Raw genomic sequence first — 15,628 nt, forward strand, 5'->3', positions numbered from 1 at the left:
CCGGGGGCCTCGTAGCCTGTGGGGGCCTCGTGACGGCCGGGGGTCTGGTGAGCGGCCGGGGGTCTGGTGACCGGCCGGTGCTTCGTGACCGCCCGGGGGCGGGTTCGGCGGGGCCGTCGATGCCGGCTGAGCTGTCGTGCCCGGCAGACCCGGCGTACCGGTCGGGCTCGCCGCGCTCGGTGTGCTCGCCGTGCTCGGTCACCGGTGCCTGGCCTCGGGGCGGGCCGGGAGCACGGCGAAGGAGTACGGGGCCCAGGGGCCCGTGATCTCGACACGTATGCCCGGCAGGTCGTCGGCGGCGTGGGCCACCCGGTCGCGGAACTCGTCGGAGAGGCGGCGCGGGACGAGGTAGGCGTCGTTGGCGACGTTCTCGCCCGGGGGCGTACGGGAGGTCTTGCGGGAGGTCTCCTGCGCTGCGGCCCCCTCTGCCTCGGTGGCGCGGGTCAGGGGGCCCTGCTCGGGGCGGTGACGGGCGTGTTCGACCGCCAGCTCCCTGGCCTGTTGCTCGGTGCGGCGGACCGCCTCCCGGGCGACCCGCCCGGCGTCCTCGCGGGTCTGGCGCTGGTGGCGGCGGTGGCGCAGGTAGGCGCGTCCCGGGGCCGCGTCGTCGACGGAGGCGTCGGCAGAGGCGTCGGCGGAGGCGTCGGCAGAGGCGTCGGGGGGCCGGGGCGTCGGCGGGGCTTCGGCGTAGATCTTGACGCCCCACTCCACGTGGTCGGCGAGACGGTCCAGAGAGGCGTTGAAGGCGGCCTCGTGGGCGTGCAGCATCTTCCGGACGCGGTCGTCGTCCAGGTACACCGTGGCCAGGCGGAGGGGCAGGACCGAGGTGCGGGCCGCCAGGGTGTCCACCACCAGGTGGTGGGCCCTGGCCGTCGCCTCCAGCCACCCGAGGTCCTCCAGACGGACCTGCAGGGCGGCTTGGGAGAACGCCTCCTCGGGTACGGCGCTGACCGCCGCGGCCAGGGAGCCCGACGTGACCATGGTGACGGGGGCCTGCGCCACGCCCCGCACGGCGGCCAGGGCACGCGGGCGGGGCGCTGCGTTGGCGTGCAGCACCGCATAGGCGTAGGTCAGTTGTCCGGTCACGGTTCTCGGCCTCGGTCGTCGTGGTTCGCGTGGCCACTGTGATCACTGTGGTCACTGTGGTCGTCGGTGTCCTCGTGGGGCCGCTTCTTGCTTCTGGTGCGCCGGGGTTCCGTGTCCGGGGCGCGTCCGGCCGTGCGGAGGCGGCGGGCGGGAGTGCACGGTCGCCCTCCGGAGCCCGGTGATCGCGTAGACGTAGAGGGGCATCGGGTCGCTCACTCCTCCGGGTCCTTCGACGTGCAGCGGCGCTCCGGACGTCCCTGGCACCGTTCGCGCGACGACTCACGCGACGACTCACGCGACGACTCACGCGACGATGCGCGCTCACGGGTCTCGCCCTCGTCGAGACCTTCCTCCCGCCCCTGACGTACGGATTCCGTGACCGCCTCGACCGCTCCGGTGAGCGCGCCCTTGGTCTTGCTGGCGACGACCGCCCGCGCGTCGACCTTCACCAGCTCGATGCCCACCAGGGAGACGCGGGCGAAGGCGTCGATGACGAGCCCTCGGTCGAGGACCAGTTCCAGTACGTCGTATAGGTTGCCCGAGCCGCCGCCGCCCGCGGGCGCGGGGACACATCCACCGTTGCCTTGTGGCACCACACTCACGGGGTCTCTCCCTTCGGCGAAGGGGCAGCCGGTTCAGCGGTTGTCCGGTCCGGTGGTTGTGCGGTCCGGTGGTTGTGCGGTGGTTACCTCCGTTGTGCGGCAGGTCCCACCGGTGGTCCGGCCGGGCGGCGGCTAACGGCGGTCCGGCCGCTCTTTTCTGGGGCGCGTGTGTAACGGCGTCCGCGTTCGTATCCCAGCAGTTTCCCTCGCCAGGACCTCGACGTCGGCCTCCCAGCCCAGCGGCCCTGCCGCACCCCCTTTCGGGTCGGGTCGGATGGCGCCCGGTCAGCGCCGGAGCTTCGCCTTGGCGAGCATGCTGACGCCGAGTGCCGCGAGGGCGATCTGGATGAGCCACTCGACCCAGTCGACGCCGTCGGTGTCGGCCACGCCGAGGCCGGCCGCGATGCCGGTGCCGATCAGAGCGGCCACGATGCCGATCGCGATCGTCCACAGGAAGCCGATGGGCTGGCGGCCGGGGATGACGAGCCGGCCCAGCACACCGATGACGATGCCGATCACGATCGCGCTGATAATGCCTGAGATCTCCATGGCAGGTATGCCACCCCTTTCACGTCGGTGGCGGCCGAGTACCCGTTCGATTCAGTAACACGCTGCCTGCGTCGGCACCGCGCTGCCTGCCTCGGTGCCGCGCCGTCCGGGCCGGTGCCGCCCCGGCCGTGGCTCGGTGCCGCACTGCCGGCCCGCGCCGCGGGGACCGTAAGGTGGCGCGGGTGGACAGCGCATCGGATCTGCATCTGCCGACGGACGACGACATGGAGCTGATCGGGCTCGCCCGGCGGATCGTCGAGGAGAACGGCGACGGGGAGACCCACACGGTGGGTGCCGCCGTGCGGGACACGCGGGGCAGGGTGTTCGGCGGCATCAACGTCTACCACTTCACCGGCGGGCCCTGCGCGGAGCTGGTGGCGCTCGGGAACGCCCGTGCCGCCGGGGCGCGGGAGCTGACGGCCATCGTCGCCGTCGGGGACCGGGGGCGCGGGGTGCTCGCGCCGTGCGGCCGGGACCGGCAGGTGCTGCTCGACCAGCATCCCGGGATCCGGGTGCTGGTGCCGACGGCCGAGGGGGTGCGCGGCATCGCGGTGACCGGTCTGCTGCCGTACGGCTACGTGCGGGCGGACCAGGAGCCCGCCGGGGACGACGCGGCCGTCGGCGGGGAGACTCCCGGCGGCGGGGCAGGGCGGCCGGTCCTCCACTTCCACCGGGACTACCTCGACGCGGTCCGCGCGGGCCGGAAGACGACGACCGTGCGGTTGCGGGACCCGGCCGCCCCGGGCCCGGCGGACACCGGCCCGGTCGACCTGGTCTTCGAACGGGACGAGGACCTCGTACTGCCGGGGATCGTCACCCGGGTGGACCGGAAGAAGGTCGGCGAACTGACCGAGCGGGACGCCGTCGCGGACGGCTTCCGCGACCTCGCGGAACTGCACGACCGGCTGCGGTACCACTACCCCGGCATCCGCCCCGACGACGACGTCGCCGTCGTCCACTTCCACCTGGCCGCCGGGTCGGCTGCCTGACCCGGCGGCGGGCGGGCCCGCGCTCACGCCGGGACCGCCGCCGGCGGGACGTTCTGGTTGGCGTGGAAGAAGTTGTGCGGGTCGTAGGAGCGTTTCACGGCGCCGAGCCGGTCGTAGTGGGTGCGGAAGGTGGACCGGACCCGCTCCGGACTCTCCGCCTCACCGAGGAAGTTGACGTAGGAGCCGCCCATGGAGTGGGGGTGCAGGTCGGTCCAGTAGTCGACGCACCACTGGCGGATCAGGCCGGCGTTGCCGGGATCGGGGTCGATACCGCCCACGACCCCTGACCACACGGCGTCCCGGTAGGCCCAGGCGGTGTCGTCGGGGCCGGTTCGGTGGGCCGCTCCGTCGACGGGGTAGAGGTGCATCGTCGACAGGTCGGTGGGCAGGCCCTCCCCGTAGCGTTCGTGCACGGCGACCGCCTCGTCGGGGATGGAGTCGAAGAAGTCACCGCGCCAGTACCACTGCAGTCCCTTGGGGATCAGCTCGTCGAACATGCTCTGCAGCATCGGGTAGGGCATCGGGGTGGCGAAGTGGAAGGCCGGTGGTGCCGGGTCGTTGACCACCGACAGGGTCTCCTCCAGGCGGCCGGACTCCAGGTCGCCGGTGTAGCACCAGACGACCGCGCACATCTTCTGCCCGTGGATCGGCTCCGGGAAGGGCGGGCCGGGCGGGACGACGAGGACGGCGAAGAAGCCGTAGAGGTCGGTCGGCGCGGCGGGCAGGAAGTCCCGGTACCAGCGCAGCACTTCCCCGGTGCGGTCGATCGGCCACACGGTCACCCCGACTCCGACGGTGTGCACGGGGTGCAGCCGGAACGTGAACGACGTGACGACGCCGAAGTTGCCGCCGCCGCCCCGCAGCGCCCAGAACAGGTCGGGGTGCTCCTCCTCGGAGGCGGTGACGAAGCTGCCGTCGGCGAGGACGACGTCGGCGGAGAGCAGACTGTCGATCGTCAGCCCGTACTTGCGGGTCAGATAGCCGTGACCGCCGCCCAGGGTGAGCCCGCCCACCCCGGTCGTCGAGTTGATCCCGGCCGGCACGCCGAGGCCGAAGGTGTGCGTCGCGTGGTCCAGGTCGCCCAGCTGGGAACCGCCGCCGACCTGGGCGGTACGGGTCTCGGGATCGACCCGTGCCCAGCGCATCGGGGACAGGTCGAGGGTGAGACCGCCGTCGACCAGGCAGAGGCCGGGGCCGCTGTGTCCCCCGCCGCGCACGGCGAGTTCGAGGCCCTTCTCCTGGGCGTGGGCGAGGGTGGCGCGGACGTCGGCCACGTCCACGCACTGGGCGAGGGCGGCCGGGCGCCGGTCGATCATGGCGTTGTAGATTCCGCGGGCCTCGTCGTAGTCCGCGTCCTGGGGTGCGACGACTCTGCCGCGCAGCGCCGAGCGCAGACTGTCGAGGTCGGTTCCGTCGATGGTGCTCATGTGGGTGCCCCTCGGTCGTTCCCCGCCGCTGTTCCCGAGCCCCTGTGTCCCGGAGGCCCTGTGTGCCCGGGCCGGCCCTGGAAACCCCGAGTCCCGGTGCCCCGGAGGGCCCGAGTCCATGGGGCGCCGAGTCTCCGAGGGCCGGAGTCCCGGTTTCCCGGTGGCCCTGTGTCGCCGAGTCCCCGAGTCTCCGAGGCCCGGGTTCATGGGGCCCGGGTTCATGGGGCCCGGTCGGTCCCGCCCCTCCCGTCCAGTGTGGCCCCGGTCACATGATCGTGCGAAACGGGGCGACGGCGCGCGCTCATCCGCCGCGGTGCGCGGCGGGTGCCGTGGCACGCCGGGGCGGGCGGCCTCGGCCGGCGAGGTGCGGCGGGCGGTCGGCGGCCCGGGGGAAACGGGGCCGCCGACCGGGTCCGGTGGGTCGGGAAGGGTGGGTCGGGCCGGGTGGGTCAGAAGACGCCCTGACCCGGGGTCAGCAGGTTGCGCGGGTCGTACGTCCGCTTGGCCGCGGCGAAGCAGGGCCAGGCCGAGTCGAAGTGGACGCGCCAGTCTTCCTGGGTGAAGGGGATGCTGCCCACGGGGTACTGGGTGCCGCCGGCCGCGACGGCGGTGTCGTAGGCGGCGCGGTTCGCCCGCAGGACGCGGTCGATGGTCGCGGTGTCCTCCGGCGGAACGGCGCCGAGCACGTCGAAGAGGTACGGGACCGGGTCGTCCGGCGCCCGGAACAGCGGCGTGGTGAGGCGGTCGCGGCGGATGGGGTAGAGCTGGATGACGCCGGGACCGAAGTCGGCCGGGTCCAGGTTCTCCAGCACCGGGCCGCTCAGCGCGGCGGCGGAGTCGCCGGGCAGCAGCAGGTTGAGCCAGGGGTGGGCGTGGGTCCACACACCAGCCTGCTTCAGAGCCTCGATGACCGGTGCCAGCCGGTTGACGAAGTCGAAGTAGCCGAGGTCGGCCGCCTCGACACCGGACGGGACGGGGCGCAGGCCGCTCAGCAGGGCGGCGTCGTCGGGCGCGGGACCGACCGGCGGGCCGTAGGCGGCGGCCTCCAGCACGTAGACGCGGAAGGCGCCCTCCGCGTCGGCCTGCACCTGGCCCGCGACATAGTCGAAGCGGCCGTCCTCGACGAGGGTGCGCTGGTCCTCGACGTACGTGTCCAGGTCGTCGTACGTCAGCGTGTAGTGCCGTACGGTCTCCGGCGCCGGGATCAGCCGCAGCGTGGCCTCGACGATGATCGCGCACTGGCCGAGGCCGGCCAGGACCGCGCGGAAGAGGTCGGCGCGGCGGTAGGGGGAGCAGCGGACCAGTTCACCGGCGCCGGTGACGACCTGGAGTGCGGTGACGTTGTCGACCTGGGCGCCGTACCGGTGGGCCTGGCCGCCGAGGCCGCCGACGGACAGGGTGCCGCCGACGGACAGCTCGATGTAGTCGGTGAAGACCGGCGGGGTCAGACCGTGGGCCAGGGTGGCGCGGACGACGTCGCTCCACTTGGCTCCGGCGCCGACGGAGACGGTGGTGCTGCCGGGGCCCAGTGGACCGATGGCGGCGAGCGGCCCGGTCTCGATGACGAGGCCGCCCTCGACCTGCGCCTGGCCGGACGTGGCGTGGCCCTGGCCGCGCGGCGCGAACGGCACGCGGTGCTGGTTGCAGAAGCGGACCATGGCGACGACGTCGCGCACCGAGCCGGGGCGCAGCACGGCGGCGGGGCGGCGGTGCACCATGTGGCCGTAGTCCTCGGCCGCGGCGGCGAGCGCCGAGTCGTCCATGGTGAGTGTGCCGTCGAGCCGGGGGATCCCGGCGAACCGCGTGTCGGTCGTGGCCGCGGAGTCCGTGGTGGTGTCGGAGTCCGTGGTGGTGTCGGAGTCCGTGACGGCCCAGCTGCGCGTCGACGGGTCGAAGCCGATCACGGCGGCGCCGGTGACCGTGACGCCGCGCAGAAGGGTGCGTCTGGAAGGTGTGGCTGAGCGGGACATGGGTGGTCTGCTCCCCCCTCGGAAGCGATCTGAATGATCAAATCCGCGCCAGCCTAGGCCACTTGTGGGCATTCGGTGAAGGCTCGTCAGGCCAGGTGTGACCCAGTCGCCATGATCGAGGGGGCCGGGTTGTCGGTGGCCGCCTCTACGGTGGGGGTGACGGTGGTGAGTGATGGCACAGGCATGGAAGTGCGCGGGGCTGCGCTGGTCCGCGGGGAGCGGGCCGTCGCTGGTGTGGGAGCGGGGGCGCAGCAGTCCGCTGACGCGAGGCGGGCGGGTGGCGTTCGCGCTGTTCGCGGGTGAGGTCAGACGGTGCGGTGGTGCGCGCGGGCATCCGTGCCCGGTCCGGGCGGCCGTCCCGGCGCGCGGCACGGGCGGGCGGTGCGAGGAGTGCGCGCGGCTCGACCGCGCCCACTCGGTCGCGGCCGACGGCATCGTCGACGACCCCCGGCCGTATCACGTCTACCTCGCCTGGTTCGGGCCCGGCATGGTGAAAGTCGGCATCACCGCCGTCGAGCGGGGCGACGCGCGGCTGCTGGAGCAGGGCGCCGTCTGCTTCAGCCGGTTCGGCACCGGTCCCCTGATGGCCGCCCGGCGCACCGAGGAGGTGCTGCGGACCGCCCTGCGCGTCCCCGACCGCGTCCCCTACGGCGACAAGCGTGCCGTCCGCGGCGACCTGCCCGGCGACGAGGCGGCCCGCGCGGCGGAACTCGCCGAACTGCACGCGCGCGCCCTGGCCCTCGGCGGCCTGCCGGATTCGCTGACCCCCGAACCGTTCCGGCCCGTGGACCACCTGCGCGTCTTCGGACTCGCGGGCGCACCGGCCGCCGTCGGCGAGGTCACCGAACTGGTGCCCGGCGGCGCCCTGGCCGGCGAGCTGGTGGCCGTCGCCGGTCCGGACCTGCACCTCGCGGTGGAGGGCGCCGACGGCGGCGGCAGCCACGTCGTCGTGCTCGACACCCGGCTGATGACGGGCTGGGACCTGGTGCCCGCACCCGCGGCGGAGACGCGGCTCGCCCTTCCGGTACGGCGGTTCCGGCGGGAGGGGGCGGGGAGGCAGGACGGGCTCTTCTGAGGCGGTCGGGGACAAGGCGGTCGGGGACATCGGGGGCGCTCTTCGCAGCAGCGGGCGGGGACGGGGGAAGTGCTCTTCGCAGCAGCGGGCGGCGGGCCCCGGGCGTTGACCGTCCCGCGGTGGCCACCGCCCCGTGACGGCCAACACGGCTCGCGCCGGGCCACCGGCCCGCCGGTCGGCGCCGCCGATCGCGGCACGCGCTCCCCACCCCGGCCGCCCCAGGACGGCCCAGGAGCCCGCTGAGAACACCCTGTGGATTTCTCAGACGAATCACAGGTTCCCGAAAGTCTCCTCTCAGAGCCCCCCGACATCGTGTCGCGCATGACCACGACCTCGCCCCAGGGGCGCACCGAACTGCTGAGGCCGGACGGGAGCCCCGTCCGAGTCCTGGTGGTGGACGACGAACTGTCGCTCACCGAACTGCTGTCCATGGCCCTGCGCTACGAGGGATGGCAGATCCGGACCGCGGGCGACGGCCAGGGCGCCGTGCAGGCCGCGCGGGACTTCCGGCCCGACGCGGTCGTCCTGGACATGATGCTCCCGGACATGGACGGGCTGGCCGTCCTCGGACGGCTGCGGCGGGACCTGCCGGACGTGCCGGTGCTGTTCCTGACCGCCAAGGACGCCGTGGAGGACCGGATCGCCGGGCTCACGGCGGGCGGCGACGACTACGTCACCAAGCCGTTCTCCCTGGAGGAGGTCGTGGCGCGGCTGCGCGGCCTGATCCGGCGCTCCGGCGCCGCCGACCGCCGCTCCGACTCCGTCCTCGTGGTCGGCGACCTCACCCTCGACGAGGACAGCCACGAGGTGTCCCGGGCCGGTGACTCCATCCACCTCACGGCCACCGAGTTCGAGCTGCTGCGCTTCCTGATGCGCAACCCGCGCCGCGTCCTGAGCAAGGCGCAGATCCTCGACCGGGTCTGGTCGTACGACTTCGGCGGCCAGGCCAACGTCGTCGAGCTGTACATCTCCTACCTGCGGCGGAAGATCGACGCGGGGCGCGAGCCGATGATCCACACGCGGCGCGGGGCCGGATACCTGATCAAGCCCGCCGCGTCATGAGCGGGCGACGGCGACCGCGTACGCGGCGGCGGGGACGGCAGCCGCGCACCCTGCGGACGCGGCTCGTCGTCGCGGCACTGACGCTGATCGCGGTCGTGTGCACGGTGATCGGCACGGTGACCACGCTCGCCCTGCGCCAGCACCTCGTCGAGCAGCTGAACGGCAAGGTCCGAGAGGTCGCCATGCGCGCCGCGGGCGGGCATGTGATGGACCGGCCGGGCGACCTCGCCGCCTCGCTTCCGGCGGACGCCAGGGTCGACCGGCTCGTCACCCAGGGCCCCGTCCAGCCGAGGATGATCGCCGCCTACGTCGAGAACGCCACGATCACCAGCGCGGCCGTGGCCGAGCAGAACAAGTTCAGCAACGGCGCCTACAAGGGCATGAACGCCGTCGAACTGACCGCCGCGCAGAAGGCGGCGCTCGCCTCGGTGCCGAAGGACCGCCGCCCGCACTCCGTGGACGTGCCGGGGCTCGGCGAGTACCGGGCCCAGTACATCACCAGCCCCGACGGCGGCGAGTCGTACTACGTGGCCCTGCCCACCGACGACGTGGACAGCACCGTCAGCACGCTCGTCCTCGTCGAGATCAGTGTCACCGCGGCCGGACTGGTCGCCGCCGGGATCGCCGGTTACGTGCTGGTCGGCGTCGCCACCCGCCCCCTGCGCAGGGTCGCCGCCACCGCCACCCGCGTCTCCGAACTGCCCCTGCACACCGGCGAGGTCAACCTCAGCGAGCGGGTCCCGGAGTCCGAGTGCGACCCGCACACCGAGGTCGGCAAGGTCGGCGCCGCCCTCAACCGGATGCTCGACCACATCCACGGCGCGCTGCACGCCCGCCAGCAGAGCGAGACCCGGGTACGGCAGTTCGTCGCCGACGCCAGCCACGAACTGCGCACTCCCCTCGCCTCGATCCGGGGCTACGCCGAGCTGACCCGGCGCGGCAGGGAGGAGGTCGGGCCCGACACCCGGCACGCCCTCGGCCGCATCGAGTCCGAGGCGGGCCGGATGACACTGCTGGTGGAGGATCTGCTGCTGCTGGCCCGGCTGGACGCCGGCCGGCCCCTGCGGTTCGAGGGCACCGACCTGGTGCCGCTCGTCGTCGACACCGTCAGCGACGCCCGCGCGGCCGGCCCCGGCCACGTCTGGCGGCTGGCGCTGCCCGACGAACCCGCCCAGGTCAGCGCCGACGCGCCCCGGCTGCAGCAGGTGCTGGTCAACCTGCTCGCCAACGCCCGTACCCACACCCCGCCCGGTACGACGGTCACCGCGCGCGTGGCCCGGCGCGGCGCCTGGGTGTGCGTGGACATCGAGGACGACGGCCCGGGCGTCCCGGCCGAGCTGCTCCCGCACGTCTTCGAACGGTTCGCGCGCGGCGACTCCTCGCGCTCCCGCGCCTCCGGCTCGACCGGCCTCGGCCTCGCCATCGTGCAGGCCGTGGCAGCCGCGCACGGCGGCGCCGTGACCGTGGACAGCGTGCCCGGCCGGACGGTGTTCACCGTGCACCTGCCCGCACTCGCCCCCGCCACGGCTCCCGTCTCCGCGTCCGTCTCGGCTCCCGTCTCCGCGTCCGCCACGGCTCCCGTCTCCGCTTCGGCCTCCGCTTCCGCCTCGGCCGCGCCGCAGGCGGCGCCGGAGACCGGCCGGCCGCGTGACTCACAGGCACACCACAGGGCCGCCACATGGGCGCGACAGGGCACCTGACGAGAGTCGACGACATGCGAACCGACTCTTCTCCCGGCACCCTGCCGGCGCGGGAGCACCTCCCGGCCGCGCCAGCCGGCACGCCAGTCCTGGACGTAGTGGTCCCCGTCTACAACGAGGAGAAGGACCTCGGGCCGTGTGTCGAACGACTGCACGAGCACCTCGTCCGCACCTTCCCGTACCCGTTCCGTATCACCGTCGCCGACAACGCCTCCACGGACACCACCCCGGAGATGGCGCGCCGGCTGGCGGCACGGCTCCCCGAGGTCCGGTCCGTCCGCCTCGACCAGAAGGGCCGCGGCCGGGCCCTGCGGGCCGTCTGGTCGGCCTCGGACGCCCCGGTCCTCGCCTACATGGACGTGGACCTGTCGACCGACCTCAACGCGCTGCTGCCGCTGGTCGCGCCGCTGATCTCCGGCCACTCCGACCTGGCGATCGGCTCCCGCCTGGCCCGCAGCGCCCGCGTGGTGCGCGGTCCGAAGCGCGAGTTCGTCTCCCGCTCCTACAACCTCATCCTGCGCGGCTCGCTGCAGGCGCGGTTCTCCGACGCCCAGTGCGGGTTCAAGGCCATCCGGCGGGACGTGGCACGTGTGCTGCTCCCCCTGGTGGAAGACACGGGCTGGTTCTTCGACACTGAGATGCTGGTGCTCGCCGAGCGGGCCGGCCTCCGTATCCACGAGGTGCCGGTCGACTGGGTCGACGACCCGGACTCCACGGTGCACATCGTGAGGACGGCGACCGAGGATCTGAAGGGGGTGTGGCGCGTAGGGAAGGCGCTGGCCACCGGTTCGCTTCCGCTGGACCGGCTGACCAGGCCGTTCGGCGACGACCCCCGCGACCGCGAGATCATGGACGTACCCAAGGGACTGGCCCGGCAACTCGTCGGGTTCTGCGTGGTCGGCGGTCTGTCCACCCTGTTCTACCTGCTGCTCTACAGCGGCTTCCGGCTGTTCAGCGGCTCGCAGATCGCCAACGCGCTCGCCCTGCTGATCTCCGCCGTCGCCAACACGGCCGCCAACCGCCGGCTCACTTTCGGGATGCGCGGACGGGACGGCGCGCTGCGCCACCAGGCGCAGGGCCTGGTCGTCTTCGGTATCGGCCTCACCCTGACCAGCGGCTCCCTGGTCGCCCTCAGCGCGGCGACCGACCATCCCTCGCACGCCACCGAGCTGGGCGTCCTCGTCGCCGCCAACCTCGCCGCGACGGTGCTGCGCTTCCTGCTGCTGCGCATGTGGGTGTTCGGCGAGCGGCGCGAGAGCGCCGAGCCGGTCACGCCGCCCACCCGGTTCCGCGCCGGTGACCTCGCGGACGCCGCCCGGCAGGACGCCACGGTGCGCCTGCAGCCGGTTCGCCCCCACGACCACGACGCCGACCGGGGGGACACCCGATGACCACGCAGATCGCCCCCGGCGCTCCGGCCCCCGCCACCGCGGCCCCGCAGTCCGGTGAGCCCCGGCCGCCCTTCGTACGGCGTGTGTGGCGCGGCCGTCCCGAGGACCCGCGCTGGGTCCGCCCGGCCTTCCTCGCCCTGCTCCTGGCCACCGGCCTGCTGTACCTGTACAACCTGAGCGCCTCCGGCTACGCCAACTCCTTCTACTCGGCGGCCGTCCAGGCCGGCAGCCAGAGCTGGAAGGCGTTCTTCTTCGGCTCGCTGGACGCGGGCAACGCCATCACCGTCGACAAGCCGCCGGCCTCCCTGTGGCCGATGGCGCTGTCGGTGCGGATCTTCGGCCTGAACGCGTGGGCGATCCTCGTGCCCGAGGTCCTGATGGGCGTCGGCACGGTCGCGGTGGTGTACGCCTCCGTACGCCGCCGCTTCAGCCCGGCCGCCGGCCTGATCGCGGGTACGGTCCTCGCGCTCACGCCCGTCGCGGCCCTGATGTTCCGTTTCAACAACCCGGACGCCATGCTCGCCCTGCTGCTGGCGGTGGCCTGCCACCTCGTGGTGCGGGCACTGGAGGACGGCCGGACCAAGTGGCTGCTGTGGGCGGGTGCGGCGATCGGCCTCGCCTTCCTCGCCAAGACCCTCCAGGCGTTCCTGATCCTCCCGGCGCTGGCGGCCGTCTACGCCGTCTGCGCGCCGGTGCCGCTGCGCAAGCGGCTCGGGCAGCTGGCCGCCGCGACCGCCGCGCTGGTCGTCTCCGGCGGCTGGTGGGTGGCGGTCGTCGAGCTGTGGCCGGCGTCCTCGCGCCCGTACGTCGGCGGCTCCCAGAACAACTCCTTCCTGGAGCTGACCTTCGGTTACAACGGTCTCGGCCGCCTCAACGGCGAGGAGACCGGCAGCGTCGGTGGCGGTGGCGGTGGCGGTGGCGGTGGCGGCGGTGGCGGCCGGTGGGGTGAGACCGGCTGGGACCGGATGTTCAACTCCGAGATCGGTGGCCAGATCTCCTGGCTGCTGCCCGCCGCGCTGGTCCTCCTGGTGGCGGGTCTGGTGGCGACCAGGAAGGCCCGCCGTACGTCCGTCACGCGCGCCTCGCTCCTCGTCTGGGGCGGCTCGCTGCTGATGACGATGGCCGTCTTCAGCTTCATGGCGGGCATCTTCCACCAGTACTACACGGTGGCACTCGCCCCCTACCTGGCGGCCGTGACCGGCATGGGCGCCGGCCTGCTCTGGGAGCGGCGCCGCGAGACCTGGGCGTCCCTCGCCCTGGCGGCCGCGGCCGTCGCGGCGGCCACCTGGTCCTACGTCCTGCTCAACCGCACGCCCGACTACCTCCCGTGGCTGAAGTGGCTGGTCCTGGTCGGCGGGCTGACGGCCGCGCTGGGCCTGGTCTTCGCGGGCCGTGTCGGCCGGCGGCTCGTGCTCGCGGCCGCGTCCCTGGGGCTCGTCGCCGCGCTGGCGGGCCCGACCGCGTACACGGTGAGCACCCTGCGCGAGGGCCACAGCGGCTCGATCGTCACGGCGGGCCCGGCGGGCGCGTCCAGGATGGGCGGCGGTCCGGGCGGCGGCATGCGGGGCGGCTTCCCCGGTGGCGGGATGCCCGGCCAGCAGGGCCAGCAGGGCCAGCAGGGCCAGCAGAACGGCAACGGCAACACGCAGGGCAACGGCAACGCCCTCCCGGGCGGTGGCTTCCCGGGCGGTGGCTTCCCGGGTGGGGGCATGCCGGGTGGGGGCATGCCGGGTGGCGGTATGCCCGGCCAGAACCAGCAGACCGCCCCTGGCGGCCGGACCGGCGACGCCGGCCGGGCGGGCGGCGGCATGGGCGGCCTGCTCAGCGGCGCCAACGTCTCCGACGAGGCGAAGAAGCTGCTGGAGACGGACGCCGACCGGTACACCTGGGTGGCGGCCTCCATCGGCTCGCAGAACGCGGCCAGCTACCAACTCGCCACCGGCGAGGCGGTCATGGCGATCGGCGGCTTCAACGGCACCGACCCGTCGCCGACCCTGGCGCAGTTCCGGCAGTACGTGGCGGAGGGCCGGATCCACTACTTCATCGCGGGCGGCTCGATGGGCCGCGGCGGCAACGGCAACGGCAACGGCACCTCGGCCCAGATCAGCGAGTGGGTCCAGGCCAACTTCGAGGAGGTGACCGTCGGGTCGGCGACCTTCTACGACCTGACGCAGAAAACGAGCGGCTGACCGGGCGAACGGTTCGCCGAGGAAGGGGAGGGCGGTGGCCGCCGGACGCGGCCACCGCCCTCCGCGCGTCCGGTGATCCGGTAATCGACTTGTACACCGTATAACTGCCCTTCTACGGTGTACAACATGTCCAGCCCGACGACCCCCCAGACGCCCCCCGCCCCTCCGGCCGCCCCCGCTACCCCTCAGGGCCACCCACAGCGCTGGGTGATCCTCGCCGTCATCTGCCTGGCGCAGCTGACCGTGCTGCTCGACAACACCGTCCTCAACGTCGCGATCCCGACCCTGACCCGCGAACTCCACGCGCGGACCTCCGACATCCAGTGGATGATCAACGCCTACTCGCTCGTCCAGTCCGGTCTGCTGCTCACCGCCGGCAGCGCTGCCGACCGCTACGGCCGCAAGAAGATGCTGGTCGCGGGTCTCGCCCTGTTCGGCCTCGGCTCGCTGGTGGCCGGGCTCGCCGACAGCACCGGGCAGCTGATCGCGGCCCGGGCCGGGATGGGCGTGGGCGGCGCGCTGCTGATGACCACCACCCTCGCCGTCGTGATGCAGATCTTCTCCCCGGCCGAGCAGCCCCGGGCGATCGGCGTCTGGGCCGCGGTGAACTCGCTCGGCTTCGCGACCGGACCGCTGATCGGCGGTTTCGTCCTGGACCACTTCTGGTGGGGCGCGATCTTCCTGATCAACCTGCCGGTCGCGGCGCTCGGCCTGGCCGCCGTGGTCACCCTGGTCCCCGAGTCGAAGAACCCGCGGGGCGACCGTCCCGACCTGCCGGGCGCGCTGCTGTCCACCGTCGGCATGGCCGCCCTGGTCCTCGCCGTCATCTCGGGTCCGGGCCACGGCTGGACCTCGATGCGGGTGCTGGCGAGCGCCGGGGTCGCGGCGGTCGTCCTCGCGGCCTTCGCCCTCTGGGAGAGCCGCGTGCCGTACCCGATGCTCGACGTGCACTTCTTCCGCGACCGCCGGTTCACGGGGGCGGTGTCCGGGGCGGTGCTCATCGCCTTCGGCATGGGCGGCGCGCTCTTCCTGCTCACCCAGCACCTGCAGTTCGTCCTGGGATACGGCCCGCTGGAGGCCGGTCTGCGCACGGCCCCGCTCGCGCTGACCGTCGTCGCCCTCAACTTCTCCGGCCTGTCCGCGAAGTGGTCGGCCCGGCTGGGCACCCCGGTGTCCATCACGCTGGGCATGGTGCTGATGTCCGGCGGCCTGGTGTCCATCGCCCTGGCAGGCCACGGCTACGGCGCCACGCTGCTCGGCCTGGTCCTGATCGGTGCCGGTGCGGCAGTGGGGAGCCCCGCGATGGCTCACGCGATCATGAGTGCGATTCCGCGGGAGAAGGCCGGGGTCGGCGCCGGGATCAACGGCACGCTGGCGGAGTTCGGGAACGGCCTGGGCGTGGCGGTGCTCGGCGCGGTGGCCTCCGGCGGGCTGGCCGCGGGGTTGCAGCGGGGGCAGTTCGTGGGGGCCGCGGCGGTGCTGTGCGGCGGGGTGCTGGCGGGGGCGCTGCTGCGGAGGGCGGCGAAGGGCGCCTGACCGGCGACCTCCGATGCGAAGGGCGCCTGAGGTCAGTGACGCCTGAGGTCAA

The 15,628-nt window shown here is 73.5% G+C and carries 12 protein-coding genes; 7 read left to right on the plus strand and 5 right to left on the minus strand.

The window, feature by feature from the left end:
- Nucleotides 1–198: 198 nt before the first annotated feature.
- From AC3ET3_RS01445 to AC3ET3_RS01455, 3 genes are all read right to left on the minus strand, one after another.
- Entirely contained in the window at nt 199–1,086 is an 888-nt protein-coding gene (locus tag AC3ET3_RS01445; RefSeq protein WP_435611479.1) for a GvpL/GvpF family gas vesicle protein, read from the minus strand.
- Between the two features lie 212 nt (nt 1,087–1,298).
- Entirely contained in the window at nt 1,299–1,688 is a 390-nt protein-coding gene (gene gvpJ, locus AC3ET3_RS01450) for a gas vesicle protein GvpJ (RefSeq protein WP_432156504.1), read from the minus strand.
- Nucleotides 1,689–1,973: 285 nt separating this feature from the next.
- Complete coding sequence (locus AC3ET3_RS01455; RefSeq protein ID WP_432136657.1) at nt 1,974–2,237, minus strand: GlsB/YeaQ/YmgE family stress response membrane protein; 264 nt, start codon at nt 2,235–2,237, stop codon at nt 1,974–1,976.
- A 182-nt stretch (nt 2,238–2,419) separates the two neighbouring features.
- Between AC3ET3_RS01455 and AC3ET3_RS01460 the strand changes: the two genes are divergently transcribed.
- Nucleotides 2,420–3,226 (plus strand): ASCH domain-containing protein, encoded by an 807-nt coding sequence (locus tag AC3ET3_RS01460; RefSeq protein ID WP_432136658.1) that lies wholly within the window; start codon nt 2,420–2,422, stop codon nt 3,224–3,226.
- A gap of 23 nt (nt 3,227–3,249) precedes the next feature.
- Here AC3ET3_RS01460 and AC3ET3_RS01465 read toward each other — a convergent pair whose 3' ends face one another.
- Together AC3ET3_RS01465 and AC3ET3_RS01470 are read right to left on the minus strand one after the other, a co-directional pair.
- A complete protein-coding gene (locus AC3ET3_RS01465) occupies nt 3,250–4,653 on the minus strand; it encodes an FAD-binding oxidoreductase (RefSeq protein ID WP_432136659.1) in 1,404 nt (467 codons plus the stop codon).
- A gap of 449 nt (nt 4,654–5,102) precedes the next feature.
- The gene (locus AC3ET3_RS01470; protein ID WP_435611480.1) at nt 5,103–6,623 is read right to left on the minus strand and encodes an FAD-binding protein; all 1,521 of its coding nucleotides are present in this window, start codon (nt 6,621–6,623) and stop codon (nt 5,103–5,105) included.
- 172 nt (nt 6,624–6,795) lie between these two features.
- Between AC3ET3_RS01470 and AC3ET3_RS01475 the strand changes: the two genes are divergently transcribed.
- From AC3ET3_RS01475 to AC3ET3_RS01500, 6 genes are all read left to right on the plus strand, one after another.
- Nucleotides 6,796–7,698, plus strand: a complete 903-nt coding sequence (locus AC3ET3_RS01475) for a DUF2797 domain-containing protein (protein WP_435611481.1) — start codon at nt 6,796–6,798, stop codon at nt 7,696–7,698.
- 321 nt (nt 7,699–8,019) lie between these two features.
- Nucleotides 8,020–8,760, plus strand: coding sequence for a response regulator transcription factor (locus AC3ET3_RS01480; RefSeq protein ID WP_432136662.1), 741 nt, complete (start codon nt 8,020–8,022; stop codon nt 8,758–8,760).
- Nucleotides 8,757–10,460 (plus strand): sensor histidine kinase, encoded by a 1,704-nt coding sequence (locus tag AC3ET3_RS01485; protein ID WP_435611482.1) that lies wholly within the window; start codon nt 8,757–8,759, stop codon nt 10,458–10,460. The genes AC3ET3_RS01480 and AC3ET3_RS01485 overlap by 4 nt, the downstream gene beginning before the upstream one ends.
- Before the next feature lie 14 nt (nt 10,461–10,474).
- Nucleotides 10,475–11,851: a bifunctional glycosyltransferase family 2/GtrA family protein gene (locus AC3ET3_RS01490; protein WP_432136664.1), complete on the plus strand. Its 1,377-nt coding sequence runs from the start codon at nt 10,475–10,477 to the stop codon at nt 11,849–11,851.
- Entirely contained in the window at nt 11,848–14,040 is a 2,193-nt protein-coding gene (locus AC3ET3_RS01495; RefSeq protein WP_435611483.1) for a glycosyltransferase family 39 protein, read from the plus strand. Before AC3ET3_RS01490 ends, AC3ET3_RS01495 begins: the two co-directional genes overlap by 4 nt.
- A gap of 126 nt (nt 14,041–14,166) precedes the next feature.
- The gene (locus tag AC3ET3_RS01500) at nt 14,167–15,576 is read left to right on the plus strand and encodes an MFS transporter (RefSeq protein WP_432136666.1); all 1,410 of its coding nucleotides are present in this window, start codon (nt 14,167–14,169) and stop codon (nt 15,574–15,576) included.
- Nucleotides 15,577–15,628 lie beyond the last annotated feature (52 nt).

It is taken from the genome of Streptomyces sp. bgisy159 (genome assembly GCF_057707805.1).